Origin of the sequence: Sphingobium sp. RAC03, from assembly GCF_001713415.1 — a bacterium.
Classification (GTDB): domain Bacteria; phylum Pseudomonadota; class Alphaproteobacteria; order Sphingomonadales; family Sphingomonadaceae; genus Sphingobium.
On the sequence record NZ_CP016456.1, the window covers coordinates 90,475 to 108,068 of the forward strand.

Below are 17,594 nucleotides of genomic sequence, written 5' to 3' on the forward strand. Positions count from 1 at the left end.
GGCGAAGACAAAGGCATTTGGTCGATAGCGTTGCATCGATACTATCTGATGGTCGGCACAGGTCTCCTCATGCAAAGGCATCCGCACGATTAATTAACATTCCGGGAGAGCACCATGGCCCAATGGTTGAAGCGTGGCGAGGCTGCGGACGTCAAAGCGCAAGCCGATCGCAAGGTACGCGACATCGTAGAAGCCGCGCTGAGCGACATTGAACAACGCGGCGATACCGCCCTTCGTGAAATGAGCATCAAGTTCGACGGATGGGATCGCGAGGATTATCGCTTGTCAGACGCGGAGATCAGTGCCGCTGTTGACAGTCTGTCGCCGCAGGAACGCAAGGACATCGAATTCGCGCAGGCGCAGGTACGCAACTTCGCGCAGGTGCAGCGCAACTCTATGCTGGATGTCGAAGTTGAAACCATGCCAGGAGTGGTGCTGGGTCATAAAAATGTGCCGATAAATGCGGCAGGCTGCTATGTTCCAGGCGGCAAATATCCCCTGCTCGCGAGCGCGCACATGAGCGTAATTACCGCCAAGGTGGCAGGCGTTAAGCGCGTCGTTACCTGCGCGCCGCCCTTTCAGGGCAAGCCTGCCCGCGCAATCGTTGCCGCGCAAGCTATGGCAGGCGCAGATGCGATCTACGCACTTGGGGGTATACAGGCGATCGGCGCAATGGCCATTGGTACCCAAAGCATTGATCCGGTCGATATACTGGTTGGCCCTGGCAACGCCTTTGTTGCAGAAGCAAAGCGGCAACTGTTTGGCCGTGTCGGGATTGATCTGTTTGCAGGTCCCACCGAAACGCTCATCATCGCAGATGAAATAGGCTGCGATCCTGAACTGGCTGCAACCGATATTCTGGGGCAGGTCGAACATGGTCCCGACAGTCCCGGCGTCTTGCTAACGAACAGCGAAAAGTTCGCGCGCGCAACTATGGCTGAGATTGAGCGCCTGCTCCAGATCCTGCCGACGGCCGATTATGCCCGCAAAGCCTGGGAGACGTTTGGTGAGGTGATCGTTGCCGAGAGTTACGAGGAAATGGTCCGCATCGCTGATGACATTGCCAGCGAGCACGTGCAGGTCATGACCGCCGATCCCGATTATTTCCTGCACACCATGACCAATTATGGCGCATTGTTTCTGGGAGCGCGCACTAACGTCAGTTTCGGCGACAAGGTAATCGGCACCAATCACACCTTGCCTACCAAAAAAGCTGCGCGCTACACTGGCGGTCTGTGGGTTGGGAAGTTCCTTAAGACCTGCACTTATCAGAAAGTGACGACGGACGAGGCGTCGGCACTTGTTGGCGAATATTGCAGCCGCCTGTGCGGGCTAGAAGGCTTTGCCGGTCACGGGGAACAGGCAAATATTCGCGTGAGACGCTATGGTGGCCGCAATGTGCCCTATGCAGGGCAAGCAGAACCCAGCGAACTGACGCGCGTATGACCCCCCAATCGCTCCTTGATCCGCAGCTCGCGCCGCTGTTTATAGATGTGCCGACGCCTGCCTTTTCGGACGAAACTATTCCCATCCTGCGTCAGGCGATGGCAGGCTCGCCAATCGCCAGAGCTGGTGTGGACGTTAAGGCGCATCACCTTGACAGGGCGGACGGAACGACACTCAGAATCGTGGTGGTCAGGCCGCTTGACGCAACCGAACTGACGCCGGTTGTAGTCCATGCTCACCCTGGCGGGTGGATATTCGGCACGCCGGAGACTAGTGGCTCGACGCTGGTGGATATGGCACGCAACTCATCTTGCGCCGTGGTTTCGGTCGATTATCGGCTTGCGCCGGAATACCCGTTTCCCGCAGCGCATCAGGACGTGATGGCTGCGTTGCGCTGGGTGCGATCTGCTGCCCAAGATCAGGGCTTTGACGCGGATCGGATTGTGCTGGCCGGTGAAAGTGCGGGCGCGAACATCGCCGCTGGTGTTGCTCTTCGATGCAGGGACGACGGGGATGACCACGGCATTGTCGGGCTGTCGATGGTCTATTCGCCGCTTGACGACCGGGCAATCTCAAGGCCTGCGCATCCTTACGCGGGTTCAATTGGCCTTAGTGCCAGTCATATCCGGTTCGCATGGACAAGCTACCTTCGTGGTGTTGAAACAGATCACGTTACCCTCTACGCGGCACCCGGCCGAGCTGAAAACCTTACTGGGCTGCCTCCCATATTCCTGGCAGTTGGGGCACTTGATCCAGTGGTCGACGAGAATCTAGGGTTTGCGCAACGCCTGATCAGGGATGGCGTGCCGACGACATTACATATCTTTGCTGGGGCACCGCATGGCTTTGACCGAATGGAAACGGCCAAGGTCACAATACAATTGCGTGAGTTGCGCAACGAACACCTCAACCGCTGTATCGCGCTATGACGTCCGGCACAGTAATCCCCAAGACACCTTCCTTCCGTCTCGACGGAATGCGTGCGATCGTAACGGGCGCGGGTCGTGGCATTGGCGTCGCTGCAGCAGCAGCACTGGCCGAAGCGGGGGCGGATGTGACGGTCGTAGCACGCTCTGCGGAAGAGATTGACGCTGCTGCCCGCGCTATTGGTCACGGAACACGCGCAGAGCCTCTCGACGTGTCGGACCTTGACGCAGTCAACGCGTTTTTCGACGCGCACGAACCGTTTCACATTCTTGTCAACAATGCGGGGACCAATCGACCCAAACCGATGTGGGACGTGACGGACGCTGACTATGATGCGGTACTGGGTTTGAACCTGAAAGCTGCATTCTTCGTTACCCAGGCATGCGTCAAACGCATGATTGCAACTGGCACGGCAGGGTCATTGATCCACATGGGTAGCCAGATGGGCCATGTCGGCGGACCCAACCGCTCGCTATATTGCGCCAGCAAATGGGCTCTTGAGGGTATGAACAAGAGCTTCGCGCTCGACCTTGCGCCCTACAAGATACGTTCGAACACAATTGCCCCGACATTTATCGAAACGCCGATGACCAAGCCGATGTTCGATGACCCGGTGTTTCGAGCCAGTGTTCTCTCGAAGATCAAGCTCGGTCGCATTGGCCAGCCTGAAGATCTGATGGGGGCCGTTTTGTTTCTTGCCTCACACGCGTCCGCACTGATGACTGGAACCAGTCTCGTGGTCGATGGCGGCTGGACCGCTGAATAGGATTTACTGTATGTTTGAACCATTCCCCGGTAATTATGTCTGGAACCTGGGTATCAATCTCGCGCTGATTTGCGGAGGCAACCATGGCGAGTTGGACGAAGTGTGCCGCCCGGTGCGGGAGGCCGCACAATCGGGCGCCGATGCGGGTTCCGCACAATTGTTCGAAAGCTGGATTGCGGTAGCGGATCAGGTCACCAGGAATGCGGCGCGCGACGAGGCGGAAGGGTTCAGCCTTTCTGCCGGTGCAAAGTATCTCCGTGCCTCGGGCTACTATCTTGGTGCCGAACGCCTGCAAAGTCGGGACTATGCGCCGCGGTGGGCCGCTTACGATCGAGGGCTCAATCTCTATCACAAGGGATGCGCACTGCGCGGTCTGCATGTTGATCGGGTAGAAATTCCCTATGACGGCAGCGCCTATACCGCAATTTTCGTTCACGACGGCTCGGGCACCCCGCGACCCACCTTGGTTTCTGTAAACGGCCTCGATTCCATGAAGGAGCAGGTCGATATGGCCGGGCATGGCGCAGTGAATCTGGAACGCGGCATGAATACGCTGTTCCTCGACCAACCGGGCACCGGCGAGGCAATCCGCAAGCGCAATCTTCCCGCCGTGTACGACGCAGAACGCTGGGGCAGTCCTGCGTTCGATTATTTATTGACACGCACGGATGTGATTCATTCTCAAATCGGTATTTTCGGCCTGTCGTTCGGCGGCTACCATGCACCGCGTATCGCCGCTAACGATCCACGCTATGCCCTCTGCGCAGTCATGGGAGCGAACCATCTGTGGGGTCAGCGCCAGCGTGAGCGTGTCTTGAATGAAGGCGAGAACCCGGTACCGCACTATTGGGACCATGTCATGTGGGTATTTGGCTTCGAGAAACGTGAAGAATTTCTGGAATATGCCGACCAAATCACACTCGACGGACAGATTGAGAATATCCGCGTGCCGTTCCTAATTACCCATGGCGAGAATGATCGCCAGATACCCGTTTACAACGCACAGCTATCTTACGATCAGGCAGTCAACAGCCCGAAGCGCACGTTGCGTATTTTTACCAAAGCGGATTTCGAGGTCGAACATTGTGGGGCTGACAATGGCACGGGAATGCGAAACTACATCGCAGATTGGTGTGCGCAGACATTCGATGCCATGCTTTAGCAGTTTGAAGCATGGCTGAGTTCACGTTCCACCACGGGGGCGTGTCCGTTCCTTCGCTTGATGACGCGATCGAATGGTATCATCGTGTGCTTGGTTTCCAACTGGAACGGCGCTTTTATATAGAGGCTGCGCGATCGCACACGGCCATGGTGCGTAACGGCCACCTGCGGTTCGAGATATTCGAAGTCGAAGGCGCTTCCCCCCTGCCCCGCGATCGCCGGGATCCGAAGGACGACTTGGCCACACATGGCAACAAGCATCTTGCGTTTCAGATCGCGGACCTCGCGGAATTTTTGCTGGAAATGAAACATAAGCAGGTGGACATCGCTCTCATCGTACAGGAGAAATTTGGATCTGGCTGTTTCATTCGCGATTGCGCGGGCAATCTAATCGAATTTGTTGAGAGGATTTGAGATGATACACGAAGTTGCGACTATCATTATTGACCCAGCTCGGGCTACTGATTTTGAAGCGGCAGTAAAAATGGCCCGACCCTATTTTGAAGAAGCGCCCGGCTTTGTATCTTTTGCGTTGCAAAAGTCGATCGAGAACGTTGGTCGCTATCTGTTGATAGTTGGTTGGGAAACTGTCGAAGCGCATATGGTCGACTTTAGGAACGCAGACGGGTTTCAGGCATGGCGGAACCTGGTCGGCGACTTCTTTACTTCACCGCCTATGGTAGAGCACACAAATACCGTTATCTGAACCGACAACCGTCATCAAGAAAGGGCCGTTCTGCATCGCTGAACGGCCCTTTTCTTTCGCCTCGAGGATGGGCATCGCGTGGCGAACCTCGTGGCCTTACGTCAGGGAGTAGGGCGGGCCCAGATAAAGCCCGTGATTAAAATGGCGCGTTAAGCCGATGCAAAGCAGCACCCAGAAGTTCTGCGTGGATTTTGGGATCGCCATGTTGAAGTTGGAGCTGACCGACGGCGACGCTGGTCTCGATCACGTCACGACAGCGATCGAACCGTCGCTCTTGATAGGCAAACAGCGCCTCCCCGAGATCGTCTGTCCGGGCAAGCTCTTCTGCCAGAACGATGCCGCTTTCAACTGCCATGCCCGCTCCCGATGCAAGATGCGGCGTGGTGGCGTGCACGGCATCACCTACCAGAACGACGCGCTTGTTGAACCAGTTTTTCGGCTGAAGTGCTGCTGCCAGCGGGCGGTAGTTTATCCAGTCCTCGGGACTCATATTGTCGCGAATCCAGCCGGCGCTCCCTCCGAAATCGGCCAACAGTCCCTTCAACGTGACAAACAATTCGTCATCATTCATATGTGATTCACGTTCGACATGGGGCGTAAGCATCCACATGTAAACCTTGTCTGGGGCGCATGCGGTGATGCCGCAGGGATTTGCGTGTCCGAGGAAAAATTCCCCTGTCTCCAAGCCAGGAGGCTTGCGAATTGAAATGCGCCAACATCCTTGCCCGGTGGGCATGGCAGGGCCCATGTGCGGAAATGCAAGGGACCTGATGCTGGAAAACACACTATCGGCACCTATCACAAGGTCATAGCTGCCAGTTGACCCATCCGAGAACGTTACACCCGTTCCATTTTCAAGCACATCCAGTGCACTGACGCTCAACCCCAGGCGAATTGCAATATCGAGTTCACGGACCCGTGCCTGCATGATCCGGTGCAGGACCGGTCTCATTATTCCACCCGTAGCCGGGAGCCCCTCTTCTATTGCTGGCTCATCAAGATCCAGCATGTGGGTGCCGTCATAATGAAACAACCGCGTTGTGCTGGTAATGGCACCTTCGGCTTTGATCGCATCGATCATACCCAGCTGTTTGTAAGCCCTAAGCGTTGGACCGGTTATGGTTATTCCCGCTCCATACACCCGCCAATCAGGATCGATGTCGATGAGTTCGACATCTACCCCTCTTTCAGCAAGACTGATGGCTGTCGCCATGCCGCCGATCCCTCCACCAACGACAAGTGCCGTGGCGATGCTCCCAATTCGTTTCTTTATCATGAGAGCAGATCTACAGAATGTCGGTCACCAGACAAATTGGTCCTGTCAATAGGCGGCAATCGACAGAATCGTTACGACGTGTCTCCAAAGCCCTGATATCGCGCAGCCAAAGAATTGGAGGGAAGATGCGAGTAATTATCACAGGTGCCGGCGGCTTTGTTGGACGCGAAATCAGCAAACAGTTAATCCTGCGTGGCGATGACGTGGTGGGTCTTGACGTCAACGGCGGCGGCATGTTTGCCGGCATACGGCAGGTCGTTGGTGAAATGTCAGACCCCGCTGTTCGACAAGACCTTCTACGCGAGACATATGATGCGCTGATCCACTTGGCGACCGTGCCAGGGGGTGCTGCAGAGGCCGATCCCGCTGCGTCGCGGCGCGTGAATGTCGATGCGATGTACGACTTACTAGTCGAAGCTTCTGAAAAGCGGCCTGGTGTGCGCGTTGTTTATGCCAGTTCGATCGCGGTGTTTGGTGACGCATTGCCAGATTTGGTCGACGATCAAACCCCGCTTTCCCCTAGAATGATCTATGCAGGTCACAAGGCGATGATGGAAGACGTCATCGCCATGTTCTCCAATCGTAACGAGATCGATGGAGTGACGCTGCGTCTGCCAGGTATTTTGGCCCGGCCGAAAGGGCCGTCCGGAATGAAGTCTGCGTTCATGTCTGATCTTTTTCATGCCTTGAAGAAGGGCGAGCCGTTTGAATGTCCTGTATCTGCAGAGGGAACCATCTGGGCCCAATCAGTGAAAAAATGCGCCGAAAATTTTGTTGAGGCAATAACTCTGGACAGTAGACTGTTACCCCCGACACGAGCCGTTACACTTCCTGCCATTCACATTTCGATGGAAGCGCTAACAGCGGAAATTGCATCACAATGCGGCGTTCCATCGGACCTCGTTTCGTATAAGCCGGATCAGCAGCTTGAAAATGCATTTGCGAGGCAACCAAGGCTTGAGACGCGGGCCGCTGAGCAGGCCGGATTGGCCCATGATGGAAACCCTGCTACGCTCGTCCGTAACGCCCTGTCATTGATATAAGGGGCGATGGAGATGGCGATGCGATTCGGACGGCTTGATCTCAACCTGCTTGTTGCACTGGACGCTTTGCTGACCGAGCGAAGCGTTAGTATGGCAGCTGATCGCCTTTGTCTGTCGCAGTCGGCAACCTCCAGCGCTCTTGGCCGCCTTCGTGAATATTTTGAGGACGACCTACTCGTCCTCAAAGGCCGCCACATGATTCTGACGGCTCGTGCTGAGGAACTGATCGATCCCGTCCGCACCGTCCTAGAGCAGATCCGGACAACGGTGGCTGTCGCACCGCCGTTTGATCCTGCCACTGCAGAAAGGGTTATCCGGATCATGGCCTCGGACTATTCCACCGAGGTACTCCTAGCGGGTGTAATCGCCGATCTCGAAAGGGATGCGCCTAATATCCGGTTTGAAATACACCCGATGCATGACTCGCCTATTGAGGCGATCGAACGAGGATATATCGACCTTTTACTGACCATAGACTATGCAATTTCTGCAGACCATCCAAGTCAGCTTCTGTTTGAAGATGATTACGTTGTCGTCGGCTCTCGTGATAATCCTGCGATGTCGGTTCCAATGACAAGGGAGCTTTACTTTGAACTCGGGCATATTACTGCCCGATTTGGCAAGGCGCGAGTGCCAGCTTTCGATGACTGGTTCGTCCGCCGGCAAAAGCAGCAACGGCGCATTGAAGTTGTTGCACCAACATTCCTGTCCCTTCCGGGACTTATTGCTGGCACCAACCGGGTGGCTACCATGCATCGACGTATGGCTGAGGTTTTCGTCCGGTCACTGCCTTTGGTGATGCGCGAAATTCCCTTTGCCATCCCTCCAATTCGAGAGACGATACAGTGGAATATTGCGAACAACAATGACCGGGCACTGCGTTGGATGGTTGATCAGCTGCTTGCAGCCGCCAGCGCATGTACCCCTCCAGAGCGGAATGTAATTCCGTTGCATACAGGTTCGGCTATCGATCGCTCGATGATCGAGGCGGAGTATCGAATGAACCATCCGCAGCGGTGAAACGCTATCGTAACGGAGACGAGCAAAGCTTCCAGTCATCTAGCGCGTCAATAGCAATGATCCGAAAACATCGGCTTTAGCGGACGCTTACTATTTGCCAGAACAATGGACTGATAATAATCCGGAGTTTCTATGGCCCTCGCAACATCGCAAGCAGTCCTTGGCGTGGAAAGTGTCCTGTTTGGCGTCATGGACGTGGCCGAACATACTCGGTTTTGGGTCGATTTCGGCCTCCCGCTCGAATCCGCCAGCAATGATGAAAGCGTCTTCCGACTCCAGTCGGGCAGCCGAGTGATTGTCCTCAAACATGGCGATCCGCGACTTCCAACACCTGATCCCTTCCCCGGGGACGGCGTTAAAGAGACCGTATGGGGGGTTGATACCGCCCAAAATCTCGAAAAGATCGCGACAAGCCTAGCGGGAGAAGTAGTGGTGTCGCGTGATGCTGATGGCACGCTGCACTGTGTATGCCCAGACGGCCAACCCATCGCTGCGCGGGTGTGGGAGAAGCATCCCGTGGTGTCCGAAACCAGCCCAGTCAATACACCGTCAAGCTGGCCGCGTTTCAATCAACATCGCATATGGCGTGGTCGCGCCATACCCAAGACGATCAACCATGTGGTCTTCTTTTCCCCGGACTATGTCGGTAGCTTCGAATTTTATGAGCGGCACTTAGGGTTTCGCTATGTCGATCACTCGAAGGGCACCGGCATTTTTTCGCGGGCAGGCGGGACGTTCGAGCATCATTCAATCTTCTGGGTGAACTGCGACTTGCCGATCGCCCCCGACCATTTCAAGTTCATGCATATCGCCTTTGGTATGGACGATATAGACGAAGTGATGCTCGGCGCGAACATCATGGACAATAAGGGTTGGAAGAACAGCACGATGAACACAAGCGGCGGTATATCGCGCCACCGCATTTCCAGCGCAATTTATTATTATTGCGAAATTCCGGGTCATGCTGGCGAGGCCGAGTATCACGCCGATACCGACTATCTTGACGATGGCTGGGTTCCGCGCGCCTGGGACTTCAAGTTTGGGTCGCTACTATGGTCCCACAATGCCCCAGCAATTTTCCGGGGAGATGATATCCCCTGGGATATGTCCTTTGATGCGGACCGCAGGAGCTTTGATCCGTTCCGTCGCACAAAGCCTGGGAAACAGCTGATCGAGGGTGACCTTGCAAGACTGACACAAGACGACGAGCACGCAATCTGAATTGCAGCGTAGCGTAGGCCGCTACGCTGCTCTGATTAGCAGCCAACCTCCAGATGATCCGTCCGGCTCCAATACTATCTTGGTCGATACCGAGCGATCCTGGAGGCGGGATGCTTTGCCCATCCCCGCACGAAGTTCTTCGAACTTACCGACGTTGAGGGCGCTGTGCGCAAGAAGAGGCGCGGCGAGCGGACTGGCCACATCTATCCCGTCGCGCTGGAGGCGGTGCAAAAGCTGGACGCCCTGTTCGACGTTGAGCGTGGTATCAACGGCAAGACACGGGCGGAGCGGCTTGCCGCGCGTAAGGAGTTGAGCACGCCCCTGATCGCCAAACTGCACGACTGATTGAACGCCCAACTCGCCAAGCAGTCGCGTAACCATGATCTTGCCAAGGCCATCAACTATATGCTTACGCGCAGGGACGCCATCACCCACCTCCCCGTCGATGGCAGGGTATGCCTCACGAACAACGCAGCGGAACGGGTGTTGCGCTGTGTGACGGCGATGCCGATGCAGCATTCCGCGATGTGCTCGCTCAGGAAGGCGTCGAGGCCATCCTCGGCAAGTAAGATGCTAAATCGCGCAGCGAACTATCAGTTGCTGCGGTCCGCACCGGGTCCATACCATCAAACAGGACATTATAGCCGACCCAGGCTTCGGTCCGAAGAATGCCCCTCCAACTGCGCTGATGCCTCGCAGCAATCCGGGCCGACGACCTGATTCCAGCGTACATGGGATCGCTATATGATCAACTCCCGTGCAATCGTTACGTTGGTTGCTGCTTTAAATGCGCGCACGACGTTGCTTGGGCGCGGAGTATCTTGAGCCCTGCAGAACATCAATTCCCGCGTTGTAGTAGGCCGATCCTTCGGCAGATTACAGCATGTTTCGATAGAACAAGCCATCCTTCATAACGACAGGCATGCGGTTCTTGTCTTCGAGGATCGTTACGTCTACGGTGGGATCGCCATCGATGAGCAGAATGTCCGCCAGCTTGCCGGCCCTTATCTCGCCCACATCCATAGCCATCAATTCTCCTCCGTGACGTGTGGCGGCGACCAAAACGTCGACCGCGCTAAAGCCAAGCAGGTCTACGAAAATTTTGAGATCTCGCGCATTACGCCCTACCGGATTGTACGGAAAACCATAGTCACCGCCAGGCAGGACGCGAATCCCGCGTTTGCGCATTTTTGGATAGACTTCCGCCATCAGTTCGAGCCCGGACACCGCCCCCATGCGCGTAGCCTCCGCCAGTCCGATCCCGAACGCCCCGGCTTCGTGGACACGAGCATAAAGCAGGCCAGGCGCAGGCGCCGTGAACACCTCATTCTTGCGCGCTTCGAGCATGTCTAATGCTTCTTCGTCGGCATAGGTACAGTGATAGATAGCACGAAAGCCTGCACGGCATGCCTGCTTCACAGCCTCCGCCGCCTGGGCATGGCAGGCGAGCCAGACCCCCTGTTCGCGCGCTTCCTCACCGATAGCACGGGTTTCCTCTTCGGAGTACATGAGAACCTGTGAACCACCTGGCGCAAAGCCTTCGTCGCTCGATAAGAGAAACTTGATAGTGTCGCAGCCGAGTGTTTTCATCTCCGCAACGTACTTACGTAGGCCATTGAGGTCCCGGTCATGCGTTGGATCATGACCTTCGGGAACGCCCATTACGCCTTCAGCACCTTTTTCGAGCGCCGAGGCGCGCAGTCGTGGCCCTGGCAGCGCACCACGGTCGATTGCATCGCGCAGGGCCACCTCGAAGCGCTCGCCCAGCGACCCGGCGGAATAGGCGCTTGTAAAGCCGTGATCGAGGGTGATGCGAGCATTCTGCGCCGTCACCAGCAGATGCTCTTCAAGCGGGAGCTTCATTGTATTTACGACGCGCTCCACAGAAGACGGCCAGGTAAGGTGCGCATGGGCTTCAACAAGCCCTGGCATTAGTGTCCGCCCTTTCCCATCAACAAGTTCGACATTTTCCCGATCGATTTGATTATTGCCCTTGGCGACCGCAGCGATACGGTTGCCCTTGACGCACACTTCTCCGGGGTAAAGACCGCTACCAGAACCGTCGAAGATAGACACGTTTGTGAACAAGATCGGTTTCATGCTCCCGTGTCCGCGATAAGGTGGGCTGCGGTAATCCCGGCTATTGCGCACAACTCATCATTGTCAGAGGTATCGCCACTGACCCCAACGGCACCAATCAGTCGCCTATCTGCATCGCGGATTAGTACACCACCTGGAACAGGCAGGATGCCCTTGGGAAAAATCCCATTGAGTGCTGCTATAAAGGACGGAACTGCAGCTGCGCGCTTGGCAATCTCGCGACCTCCAAAGCCCATCCCCAAACAGCCGGCTGCCTTTGCAGTTGCAATTTCAGGGCGGAATATGGAGGCTCGTTCATCGCGCTTGAGAGCCAGCACATGGCCTCCGGCGTCGAGAACTACGATACAAAGCGGCTGCAGCCCTAGCGCATCGCTCTCCCTAAGAGCTGCGTCGCAGATTGTTGTAGCATTGGATAATGTAAGCATCATGCTTTCTCCCTGTCCATCCAGCGCTGGACAATGCGCCGTGCCTGCACGGCCGCCGTATCCATCTTCACACTGATCTCACGGGTCCGATTGCTGCGCGGATCGCGTGTCATGACCCGCTGGACAGCTTCGATGATAGCCTCATCCTCGGCAAATCCGGTCTTTGTAATGGCCTCGATGTGCGCCATCTGCTCGGGATCGGTGCCAAAATCGCGCGCGACAATCCAAAAGTACAGCATGTGCGTAGCATCGATCGGGGTCGTCGCATGAGTGACCCGAAACCGCCCGGTGATGGTTCCATTGTCCGGGTCTATCAAGTCCACAGCGGCGATCTGCAATGCTGGAGATATGAAGGACCCGTAATTTTCACGATCATAGGGCGTGCCCGTTGCAATGCCGAGTGGCTCGGCAAAAACGGGTGGCAGGGCACTACGGCTGAAGCTTTGATGATAAGAGACTGTATCGCCTTCGGTAGTGAACCGCGGCGGATCGACCCAATCAGTTATCTTGAAGCTCGATGCATGAACATAACCGAAATGCGTAAGATCAAGAACATTTTCCTTTAAGAGCATGTAATTGGCGGCAATCTCCATAATGCCCTCAACTTTTGCAAAACTCGGATCTTCGGTCCACTCCAGCACGTGCGGCAAAGGGGCGTCATCGATACGGTCCGGATCGCCCATATAGATCCATATGAAGGGCCCTTGCTCGATCACGGGGAATGAGCGCACTCGCGCGGCAGCTGGCGGTGATTTCATTGAGGGCACGCGTAGGCATCTACCTTCCGACGAGAAGGTGAAGCCATGATAGCCGCACTGCACGTCGTCACCCTGCAATGTGCCGAGCGACAAAGGCGCTGCTCGATGTGGACAGCGGTCCTCAATCGCCACTGGGCTTCCATCTTCTTTACGGTAGAGAAGCACTGGGATATCCAGAAGCCAGCGGCCAAGAAGTTTCCTTCCGATTTGCGATGAGAGGCCAGCCACCCACCAGCAGTTGTAAGGATAGTTTCGCTGGTCTGTAGCTATAGGGGGATACCAGGATGCAGCAGGATCCGGTGCAGATGCACTCATGGCAGGCTTCCTTCTTCCTGTACTGAAAGGATGTCGCCATCTTTCGGCCGTTCGCTAAGTTGGTAGCGCGGCATGAGCACAAACAATATGGCCGCGATGCCAAGGAGCCCGGAGGTGACAATAAGCGCGGCAGCATAGCTCCCGGTGCGATCGAACAACAACCCGATCCAAGCGGGGCTGGCACCTGCGGCGAGCATGAACCCTGCATATTGCAAGGCATAAGCCCGACCAAACACTGCCGTGCCAAAATATCTTGAGGTAAGAAATCCCACTAGGTCGGCCTCTGCGCCCATCGCACACCCAAAAGCGGCCGCCGCAACGGGTGCGAGCGGGGCGCCGCCGAACAGCAGCGCTAGGCACCCGCCTGCCGCGAGCAGGCAGACTGCCCCAGCAACCCACGGCGCATGAACGTGATCGGCGAGCCACCCGATCGCAATTCTGCTTAGGATGACAAAGATCCCGATTAGGGCAGCGAATGCCGCTGCTTGTGACGAAGACAGTCCTGCATCACGTAGCATTGGTACGAAATGGGGCAGGAAGCCCGCGAAAGCCAAGGCCATCACGACAAAGGCAGCGAGCTGGTGACGGAATAGTGGCAAGGACAGAAGCGGTGGACCTTCTGGTCCCGAGGGCACAGGCATGGCGCTCCTGCCACGAAGGCCTATCAGAGCAGGCACGAGTCCCAGCGCAGCAAACCCTGCCAAGGCATAATAACCCCACCGCCAGCCGGAACCAGCGATGACCGCTGCAATGACCGGCGGCACCAGAGCGGCCGACACACCAATACCCATTTGCGTGAGGCCGAGAGCCAGGCCCCTGGCTCGGTCGAAGGTTACGCTCACCGCGCGCATGTAGCTGATTGGGGCAGAGCCGACGGCAAACAGTCCAAGCGCCGCAGTTAGAACGAAATAGCTAAGGACCGATTGAGTTACACTACCCAGAAATAGGAAGCCGACCACCAGCATTGTCGATCCTATCACTGTCGGGCGCCGGGCCCCGTGGCGATCAACGATTTTGCCTACAACCGGCAGCGCGACAGCCATTGCGATGGTAGCTGCAAAGAATGCCATTCCGAACTGGCCCCGCGTGAGCCCAATTTCCTGGGACAAATCGGGGACAAACAATCCAATATTGTAGGTAAACAGGCTTGAGATACCAAGTCCCGACCCCAATGCAGCCATCGCGACGACTGGCCATCCCCGCCGGAACTCTGCTCGGCCGGACCGCTCGCCGCGCATCAGAAACGGATCGCAGTGCGCACGCCGTAACGGCGCGGATCGTTTAGCGTGCCAAACGGAAAGGCGTTCAAAGCGGTGACTTGGGTAAAGTGTCGATCGTCGAGTATATTATCGCCGAACAGGGTCACGCTCCAGCGGTCGTCCACCGGCGCCAGCGTGAGGCGAGCGCCCAATTCGCTCCAACCGCCCGACCGGAAAGCAGCGCTGTCCTGGCTGGTCTCGAGGAAAAACGAATTACTTTGATAGCGGTAACTGACGCCTGCAGCCAGTTTGAGGTCCGAGCCAATCTCGGTTTCGTAATCCGCTGTAGCAGCAACCTGCCACTCCGGTGCGCGACTGAGCCGGTTCCCATCAATGCTCACGACTTCGAGTGGGACCGTGGCACCCAAGCGGAAGCGCGCAGCCCGTGGAACCTGCGTTAGCGTGCCTTGGCTGAACTTCGCGTCCAGATAGGCCGCAGTCAAGCCAAAGCGCAGCCCTCGTGCAGGTGCCAGCGCCGCTTCAAGTTCGATTCCCTTAACCTTGGCCGACGCTGCGTTCTGGATGTTCACTCCGCCGGTAGGCACTGGCACGCGTACCTGCAGGTTGTCGTAACCATATGTAAAACCATTTAGATTGAGACGCAGGATGCGGTCGATCAATTCAGCTTTGATGCCTACTTCATAGGCGTCAATCGTCTCCGGCTCAAAAGCTGGACTCAGCCCAAAGGCATTGAAACCGCCTGACTTGAAGCCCTGGCTATAGCTTCCGTATAACAGGATGTCGGCGCTAATCTTATAGTCAATAACCGCCCGAACCGAGAAGTTGTCAAATTTGACCTTGGCGCGAAAAGTCGGTGGAGCGGCAATGACGAAGCCGCTCGGCACGATGCGACCTGCCGCTGGGGAAAAGCCGCCCTGGATGGTTGTGACCTGTTGGGTGACATCAAAACGCTTCTTTTCGTAGCTGTAACGTGCACCCCCACGAAGGGTAAGCCCTTCTAGAATCTCGACGCTCGCATCGCCAAATGCTGCATAAGAGTCCAGCTTCTGATGGGCACGGAAGACAGCGCTTGTACCAAGGCCGAAATAGGCGCTAGCGTTGTAGATCCTGAATGGATCGACGTCGTTGTTTTCATGAATGTAAAATGCGCCCAGCGTCCAGTTGAACGGAGCGTTGCCGCCCGGTGACCCGATCCGCACTTCTTGAGTGATCTGATTGTTACGCAGGCGCGCAGCATTGAAGGCGCGAAGCGGGCCTCCTGTCTGATCAGCAGGCGCTGTGTTATCTGCATCTGCCTGTCCATTAACAGCGAACCGACGAAATCCTGTCGCTGAATTCAAAGTAACGGCCTCGCCTTCATATTCAACTAAAAGCGTGGCGGAATCGGTCTTGATTCGGTTGTAGGTCCTTTCATCGAATGCATAGATATTATTTTTCATAACCTGCTTAAGGTCCGGTCGCAGAATGAACGGGCTATCGGTCGTGCCGCCAGTGATCTGTGCGAGGCGGATCAAGGCCGGCTGTGAGTGCTGATCGAAATGCTCGACAATTAGGTCTAGGGTAAGATCTTCGGTAGGAAGATATCGGATAGATCCGCGCAGCGTCACGTCGCGCCCACTTCCTACCTGTCGGCCGGTGACGATGTTTTCACCATAGCCGTCACGCTTGTTGAAAGCCGCAGCCACCCGTGCAAGCAGCTTTTCATCCACGAGCGGTCCGGAAACTGCCCCTTCAACGCGCCAGTTGCCCAAGCTGTTTGCCATGGCTTCACTTCGACCGGTCCATTCCTCTGTCGGCCTGGCGGTATTGATCAGCACCGCTCCTGCTGTCGAATTGCGGCCATAAAGAGTGCCTTGCGGCCCGCGCAGGACCTGGATCGTATCCAAATCGACCACATCGCTTGTTGAGACGCTTAGGCGTCCGACGTAAATGCCATCTACATATGTGGCTACCGGCTCATCAGCAAAGAAGTTTCCACCGCCGTTCGCGCCGCCGACACCTCGAATACTGAGCGGCGCCCCACCGTAGCCCGCGCTGCTTGTCGCGACGAAGCCGGGTATAGTCGCACTCAGATCCTGAAGCGAACGGACATTAGCTGTAGCAAGCGTGTCCGCAGTGATCGCCGTTACGGAGATCGGGACATCTTGAAGACGCTCCGCGCGGCGCTGGGCCGTTACAACGATTTCTCCCAACCCCTCCGGTTGCGGACCGCTCTGTGGCGCGGCTGCTCGCTCCTGTGAACCGACAGCAGTCACGGTAGTAGTGGGCATCAGTTGTGCAACTGCACTCGTACTGGTGAAAAGGGCCGCTACCAGACACAGGCGAGACGTAACCACCATTTTTATATCCTCCTCCGATCGCACCTCTGCGGGTACTAAGGAGGACAATCAGACCAAACGGATGAAAGATCAATAGTTTTATCGACAAAATCACATTCTATCGACAAATTATATTTCTGTTCCTGTTAAGTCTTTGAAATTTTTAGCTTGCACATAATTTGCAGTCAGCATCACGTGTTCCGCGACGGCTGCCCCCGCAGCTGGTGCATTGCGTGCAAGTGCCAGATCGAACAGTCTACGATGCTCCAGCAATCGGGCGGGACCAGTGACAATGCCGAACGGCAATCGACGATAGTACCGGCTGTGCTGAAGCTCGAGCCGCGCCTGCAGCGCCATCAGGCGAGGGACGCGGCAGCCCGAGAGCAGCGCGGCGTGGAACGCGTGATGAGCGTCATGATATGCGAGACGCTCGGTGTCGCCCGAAAATGTCTGCTGCGCTCGGCGTTCAAGAATCGAAAAGGCAGAATGCATAGCATCTTCCCAACGCCCGTCACCGAATTCCACCGCATGCTGTACGGCGGCCATTTCGATCGCCGCGCGGGTTCGGGAGATGTCCAGCAAGTCCTCTAGGCTCATCAAAGGCACGCGAAATCCGCGATTATGCACCATCGCGACGAGACCTTCGGCGTAAAGGCGCGACAAAGCTTCCCGAATAGGCGTCGCTCCGGTTGCATAGCGCTGCCTGAGATCCTCCACAGCAAGCCGCGCGCCGGGTTCCCAAACCCCATTGATGACATCCTCGCGCAATCGCCCTTCGACAACATCAACGAGGGTTTCAGACGAGACGGGCTGATGCACGATCGAATCCATATTGCCGCATCTATCATCGCCGACCCTGCTAGCCAACATCGACTACAAGCAGGTTGGATTT

The 17,594-nt window shown here is 56.3% G+C and carries 16 protein-coding genes and 1 pseudogene; 10 read left to right on the top strand and 7 right to left on the bottom strand.

The window, feature by feature from the left end:
- Window positions 1–114: 114 nt before the first annotated feature.
- Genes hisD through BSY17_RS05055 form a run of 6 tightly spaced genes read left to right on the top strand, consistent with a single transcriptional unit; the run spans window position 115 to window position 5,006 of the window.
- Complete coding sequence (gene hisD / locus BSY17_RS05030; RefSeq protein ID WP_069064668.1) at window positions 115–1,446, top strand: histidinol dehydrogenase; 1,332 nt, start codon at window positions 115–117, stop codon at window positions 1,444–1,446.
- Window positions 1,443–2,375 carry an alpha/beta hydrolase gene (locus BSY17_RS05035; protein ID WP_069064669.1) on the top strand — a complete coding sequence of 311 codons (933 nt, stop codon included), beginning with the start codon at window positions 1,443–1,445 and terminating at the stop codon, window positions 2,373–2,375. The genes hisD and BSY17_RS05035 overlap by 4 nt, the downstream gene beginning before the upstream one ends.
- A complete protein-coding gene (locus BSY17_RS05040; RefSeq protein ID WP_069064670.1) occupies window positions 2,372–3,139 on the top strand; it encodes an SDR family NAD(P)-dependent oxidoreductase in 768 nt (255 codons plus the stop codon). Before BSY17_RS05035 ends, BSY17_RS05040 begins: the two co-directional genes overlap by 4 nt.
- A 10-nt stretch (window positions 3,140–3,149) precedes the next feature.
- Complete coding sequence (locus BSY17_RS05045) at window positions 3,150–4,301, top strand: alpha/beta hydrolase family protein (RefSeq protein ID WP_069064671.1); 1,152 nt, start codon at window positions 3,150–3,152, stop codon at window positions 4,299–4,301.
- An 11-nt stretch (window positions 4,302–4,312) separates the two neighbouring features.
- Window positions 4,313–4,714 (top strand): VOC family protein, encoded by a 402-nt coding sequence (locus BSY17_RS05050; RefSeq protein WP_069064672.1) that lies wholly within the window; start codon window positions 4,313–4,315, stop codon window positions 4,712–4,714.
- Window position 4,715: 1 nt separating this feature from the next.
- Window positions 4,716–5,006, top strand: a complete 291-nt coding sequence (locus BSY17_RS05055) for an antibiotic biosynthesis monooxygenase family protein (RefSeq protein WP_069064673.1) — start codon at window positions 4,716–4,718, stop codon at window positions 5,004–5,006.
- 136 nt (window positions 5,007–5,142) lie between these two features.
- Here the strand turns inward: BSY17_RS05055 and BSY17_RS05060 are convergent, their stop codons facing one another.
- Entirely contained in the window at window positions 5,143–6,219 is a 1,077-nt protein-coding gene (locus tag BSY17_RS05060) for an FAD-dependent monooxygenase (protein ID WP_237236423.1), read from the bottom strand.
- Between the two features lie 188 nt (window positions 6,220–6,407).
- On the opposite strand from BSY17_RS05060, the gene BSY17_RS05065 reads away from it, so the two are divergent.
- From BSY17_RS05065 to BSY17_RS20845, 4 genes and pseudogenes are all read left to right on the top strand, one after another.
- The gene (locus BSY17_RS05065; RefSeq protein WP_069064675.1) at window positions 6,408–7,325 is read left to right on the top strand and encodes an NAD-dependent epimerase/dehydratase family protein; all 918 of its coding nucleotides are present in this window, start codon (window positions 6,408–6,410) and stop codon (window positions 7,323–7,325) included.
- 12 nt (window positions 7,326–7,337) lie between these two features.
- Window positions 7,338–8,345 (top strand): LysR family transcriptional regulator, encoded by a 1,008-nt coding sequence (locus BSY17_RS05070; RefSeq protein WP_237236425.1) that lies wholly within the window; start codon window positions 7,338–7,340, stop codon window positions 8,343–8,345.
- Window positions 8,346–8,477: 132 nt separating this feature from the next.
- Window positions 8,478–9,566, top strand: coding sequence for a VOC family protein (locus tag BSY17_RS05075; protein ID WP_069064676.1), 1,089 nt, complete (start codon window positions 8,478–8,480; stop codon window positions 9,564–9,566).
- Window positions 9,567–9,662: 96 nt separating this feature from the next.
- Window positions 9,663–10,064, top strand: a pseudogene (locus BSY17_RS20845) (IS66 family transposase); the annotation flags it as partial.
- Window positions 10,065–10,442: 378 nt separating this feature from the next.
- Here the strand turns inward: BSY17_RS20845 and BSY17_RS05085 are convergent.
- From BSY17_RS05085 to BSY17_RS05105, 6 genes are all read right to left on the bottom strand, one after another.
- On the bottom strand, window positions 10,443–11,666 hold the full coding sequence (locus BSY17_RS05085) for an amidohydrolase family protein (protein WP_069064678.1): 1,224 nt from the start codon (window positions 11,664–11,666) through the stop codon (window positions 10,443–10,445).
- Complete coding sequence (locus BSY17_RS20850) at window positions 11,663–12,094, bottom strand: GlcG/HbpS family heme-binding protein (RefSeq protein ID WP_216095594.1); 432 nt, start codon at window positions 12,092–12,094, stop codon at window positions 11,663–11,665. Before BSY17_RS20850 ends, BSY17_RS05085 begins: the two co-directional genes overlap by 4 nt.
- A complete protein-coding gene (locus BSY17_RS05090; RefSeq protein WP_069064679.1) occupies window positions 12,091–13,164 on the bottom strand; it encodes an aromatic ring-hydroxylating dioxygenase subunit alpha in 1,074 nt (357 codons plus the stop codon). Before BSY17_RS05090 ends, BSY17_RS20850 begins: the two co-directional genes overlap by 4 nt.
- Window positions 13,161–14,345, bottom strand: a complete 1,185-nt coding sequence (locus BSY17_RS05095) for an MFS transporter (protein WP_171899189.1) — start codon at window positions 14,343–14,345, stop codon at window positions 13,161–13,163. The genes BSY17_RS05090 and BSY17_RS05095 overlap by 4 nt, the downstream gene beginning before the upstream one ends.
- 56 nt (window positions 14,346–14,401) lie before the next feature.
- Window positions 14,402–16,576, bottom strand: a complete 2,175-nt coding sequence (locus tag BSY17_RS05100) for a TonB-dependent receptor (RefSeq protein ID WP_171899190.1) — start codon at window positions 16,574–16,576, stop codon at window positions 14,402–14,404.
- Window positions 16,577–16,831: 255 nt separating this feature from the next.
- Window positions 16,832–17,533 carry a GntR family transcriptional regulator gene (locus BSY17_RS05105; protein ID WP_069066798.1) on the bottom strand — a complete coding sequence of 234 codons (702 nt, stop codon included), beginning with the start codon at window positions 17,531–17,533 and terminating at the stop codon, window positions 16,832–16,834.
- Between the last annotated feature and the right edge of the window lie 61 nt (window positions 17,534–17,594).

Excerpts from the sequence above, each read along its gene's own strand:
- hisD (WP_069064668.1), top strand. The coding sequence starts at position 115 with ATGGCCCAATGGTTGAAGCGTGGCGAGGCTGCGGACGTCAAAGCGCAA.
- BSY17_RS05035 (WP_069064669.1), top strand. The coding sequence starts at position 1,443 with ATGACCCCCCAATCGCTCCTTGATCCGCAGCTCGCGCCGCTGTTTATA.
- BSY17_RS05040 (WP_069064670.1), top strand. The coding sequence starts at position 2,372 with ATGACGTCCGGCACAGTAATCCCCAAGACACCTTCCTTCCGTCTCGAC.
- BSY17_RS05045 (WP_069064671.1), top strand. The coding sequence starts at position 3,150 with ATGTTTGAACCATTCCCCGGTAATTATGTCTGGAACCTGGGTATCAAT.
- BSY17_RS05050 (WP_069064672.1), top strand. The coding sequence starts at position 4,313 with ATGGCTGAGTTCACGTTCCACCACGGGGGCGTGTCCGTTCCTTCGCTT.
- BSY17_RS05055 (WP_069064673.1), top strand. The coding sequence starts at position 4,716 with ATGATACACGAAGTTGCGACTATCATTATTGACCCAGCTCGGGCTACT.
- BSY17_RS05060 (WP_237236423.1), bottom strand. The coding sequence starts at position 6,219 with ATGGCGACAGCCATCAGTCTTGCTGAAAGAGGGGTAGATGTCGAACTC.
- BSY17_RS05065 (WP_069064675.1), top strand. The coding sequence starts at position 6,408 with ATGCGAGTAATTATCACAGGTGCCGGCGGCTTTGTTGGACGCGAAATC.
- BSY17_RS05070 (WP_237236425.1), top strand. The coding sequence starts at position 7,338 with ATGGCGATGCGATTCGGACGGCTTGATCTCAACCTGCTTGTTGCACTG.
- BSY17_RS05075 (WP_069064676.1), top strand. The coding sequence starts at position 8,478 with ATGGCCCTCGCAACATCGCAAGCAGTCCTTGGCGTGGAAAGTGTCCTG.
- BSY17_RS05085 (WP_069064678.1), bottom strand. The coding sequence starts at position 11,666 with ATGAAACCGATCTTGTTCACAAACGTGTCTATCTTCGACGGTTCTGGT.
- BSY17_RS20850 (WP_216095594.1), bottom strand. The coding sequence starts at position 12,094 with ATGATGCTTACATTATCCAATGCTACAACAATCTGCGACGCAGCTCTT.
- BSY17_RS05090 (WP_069064679.1), bottom strand. The coding sequence starts at position 13,164 with ATGAGTGCATCTGCACCGGATCCTGCTGCATCCTGGTATCCCCCTATA.
- BSY17_RS05095 (WP_171899189.1), bottom strand. The coding sequence starts at position 14,345 with ATGGCTGCATTGGGGTCGGGACTTGGTATCTCAAGCCTGTTTACCTAC.
- BSY17_RS05105 (WP_069066798.1), bottom strand. The coding sequence starts at position 17,533 with ATGGATTCGATCGTGCATCAGCCCGTCTCGTCTGAAACCCTCGTTGAT.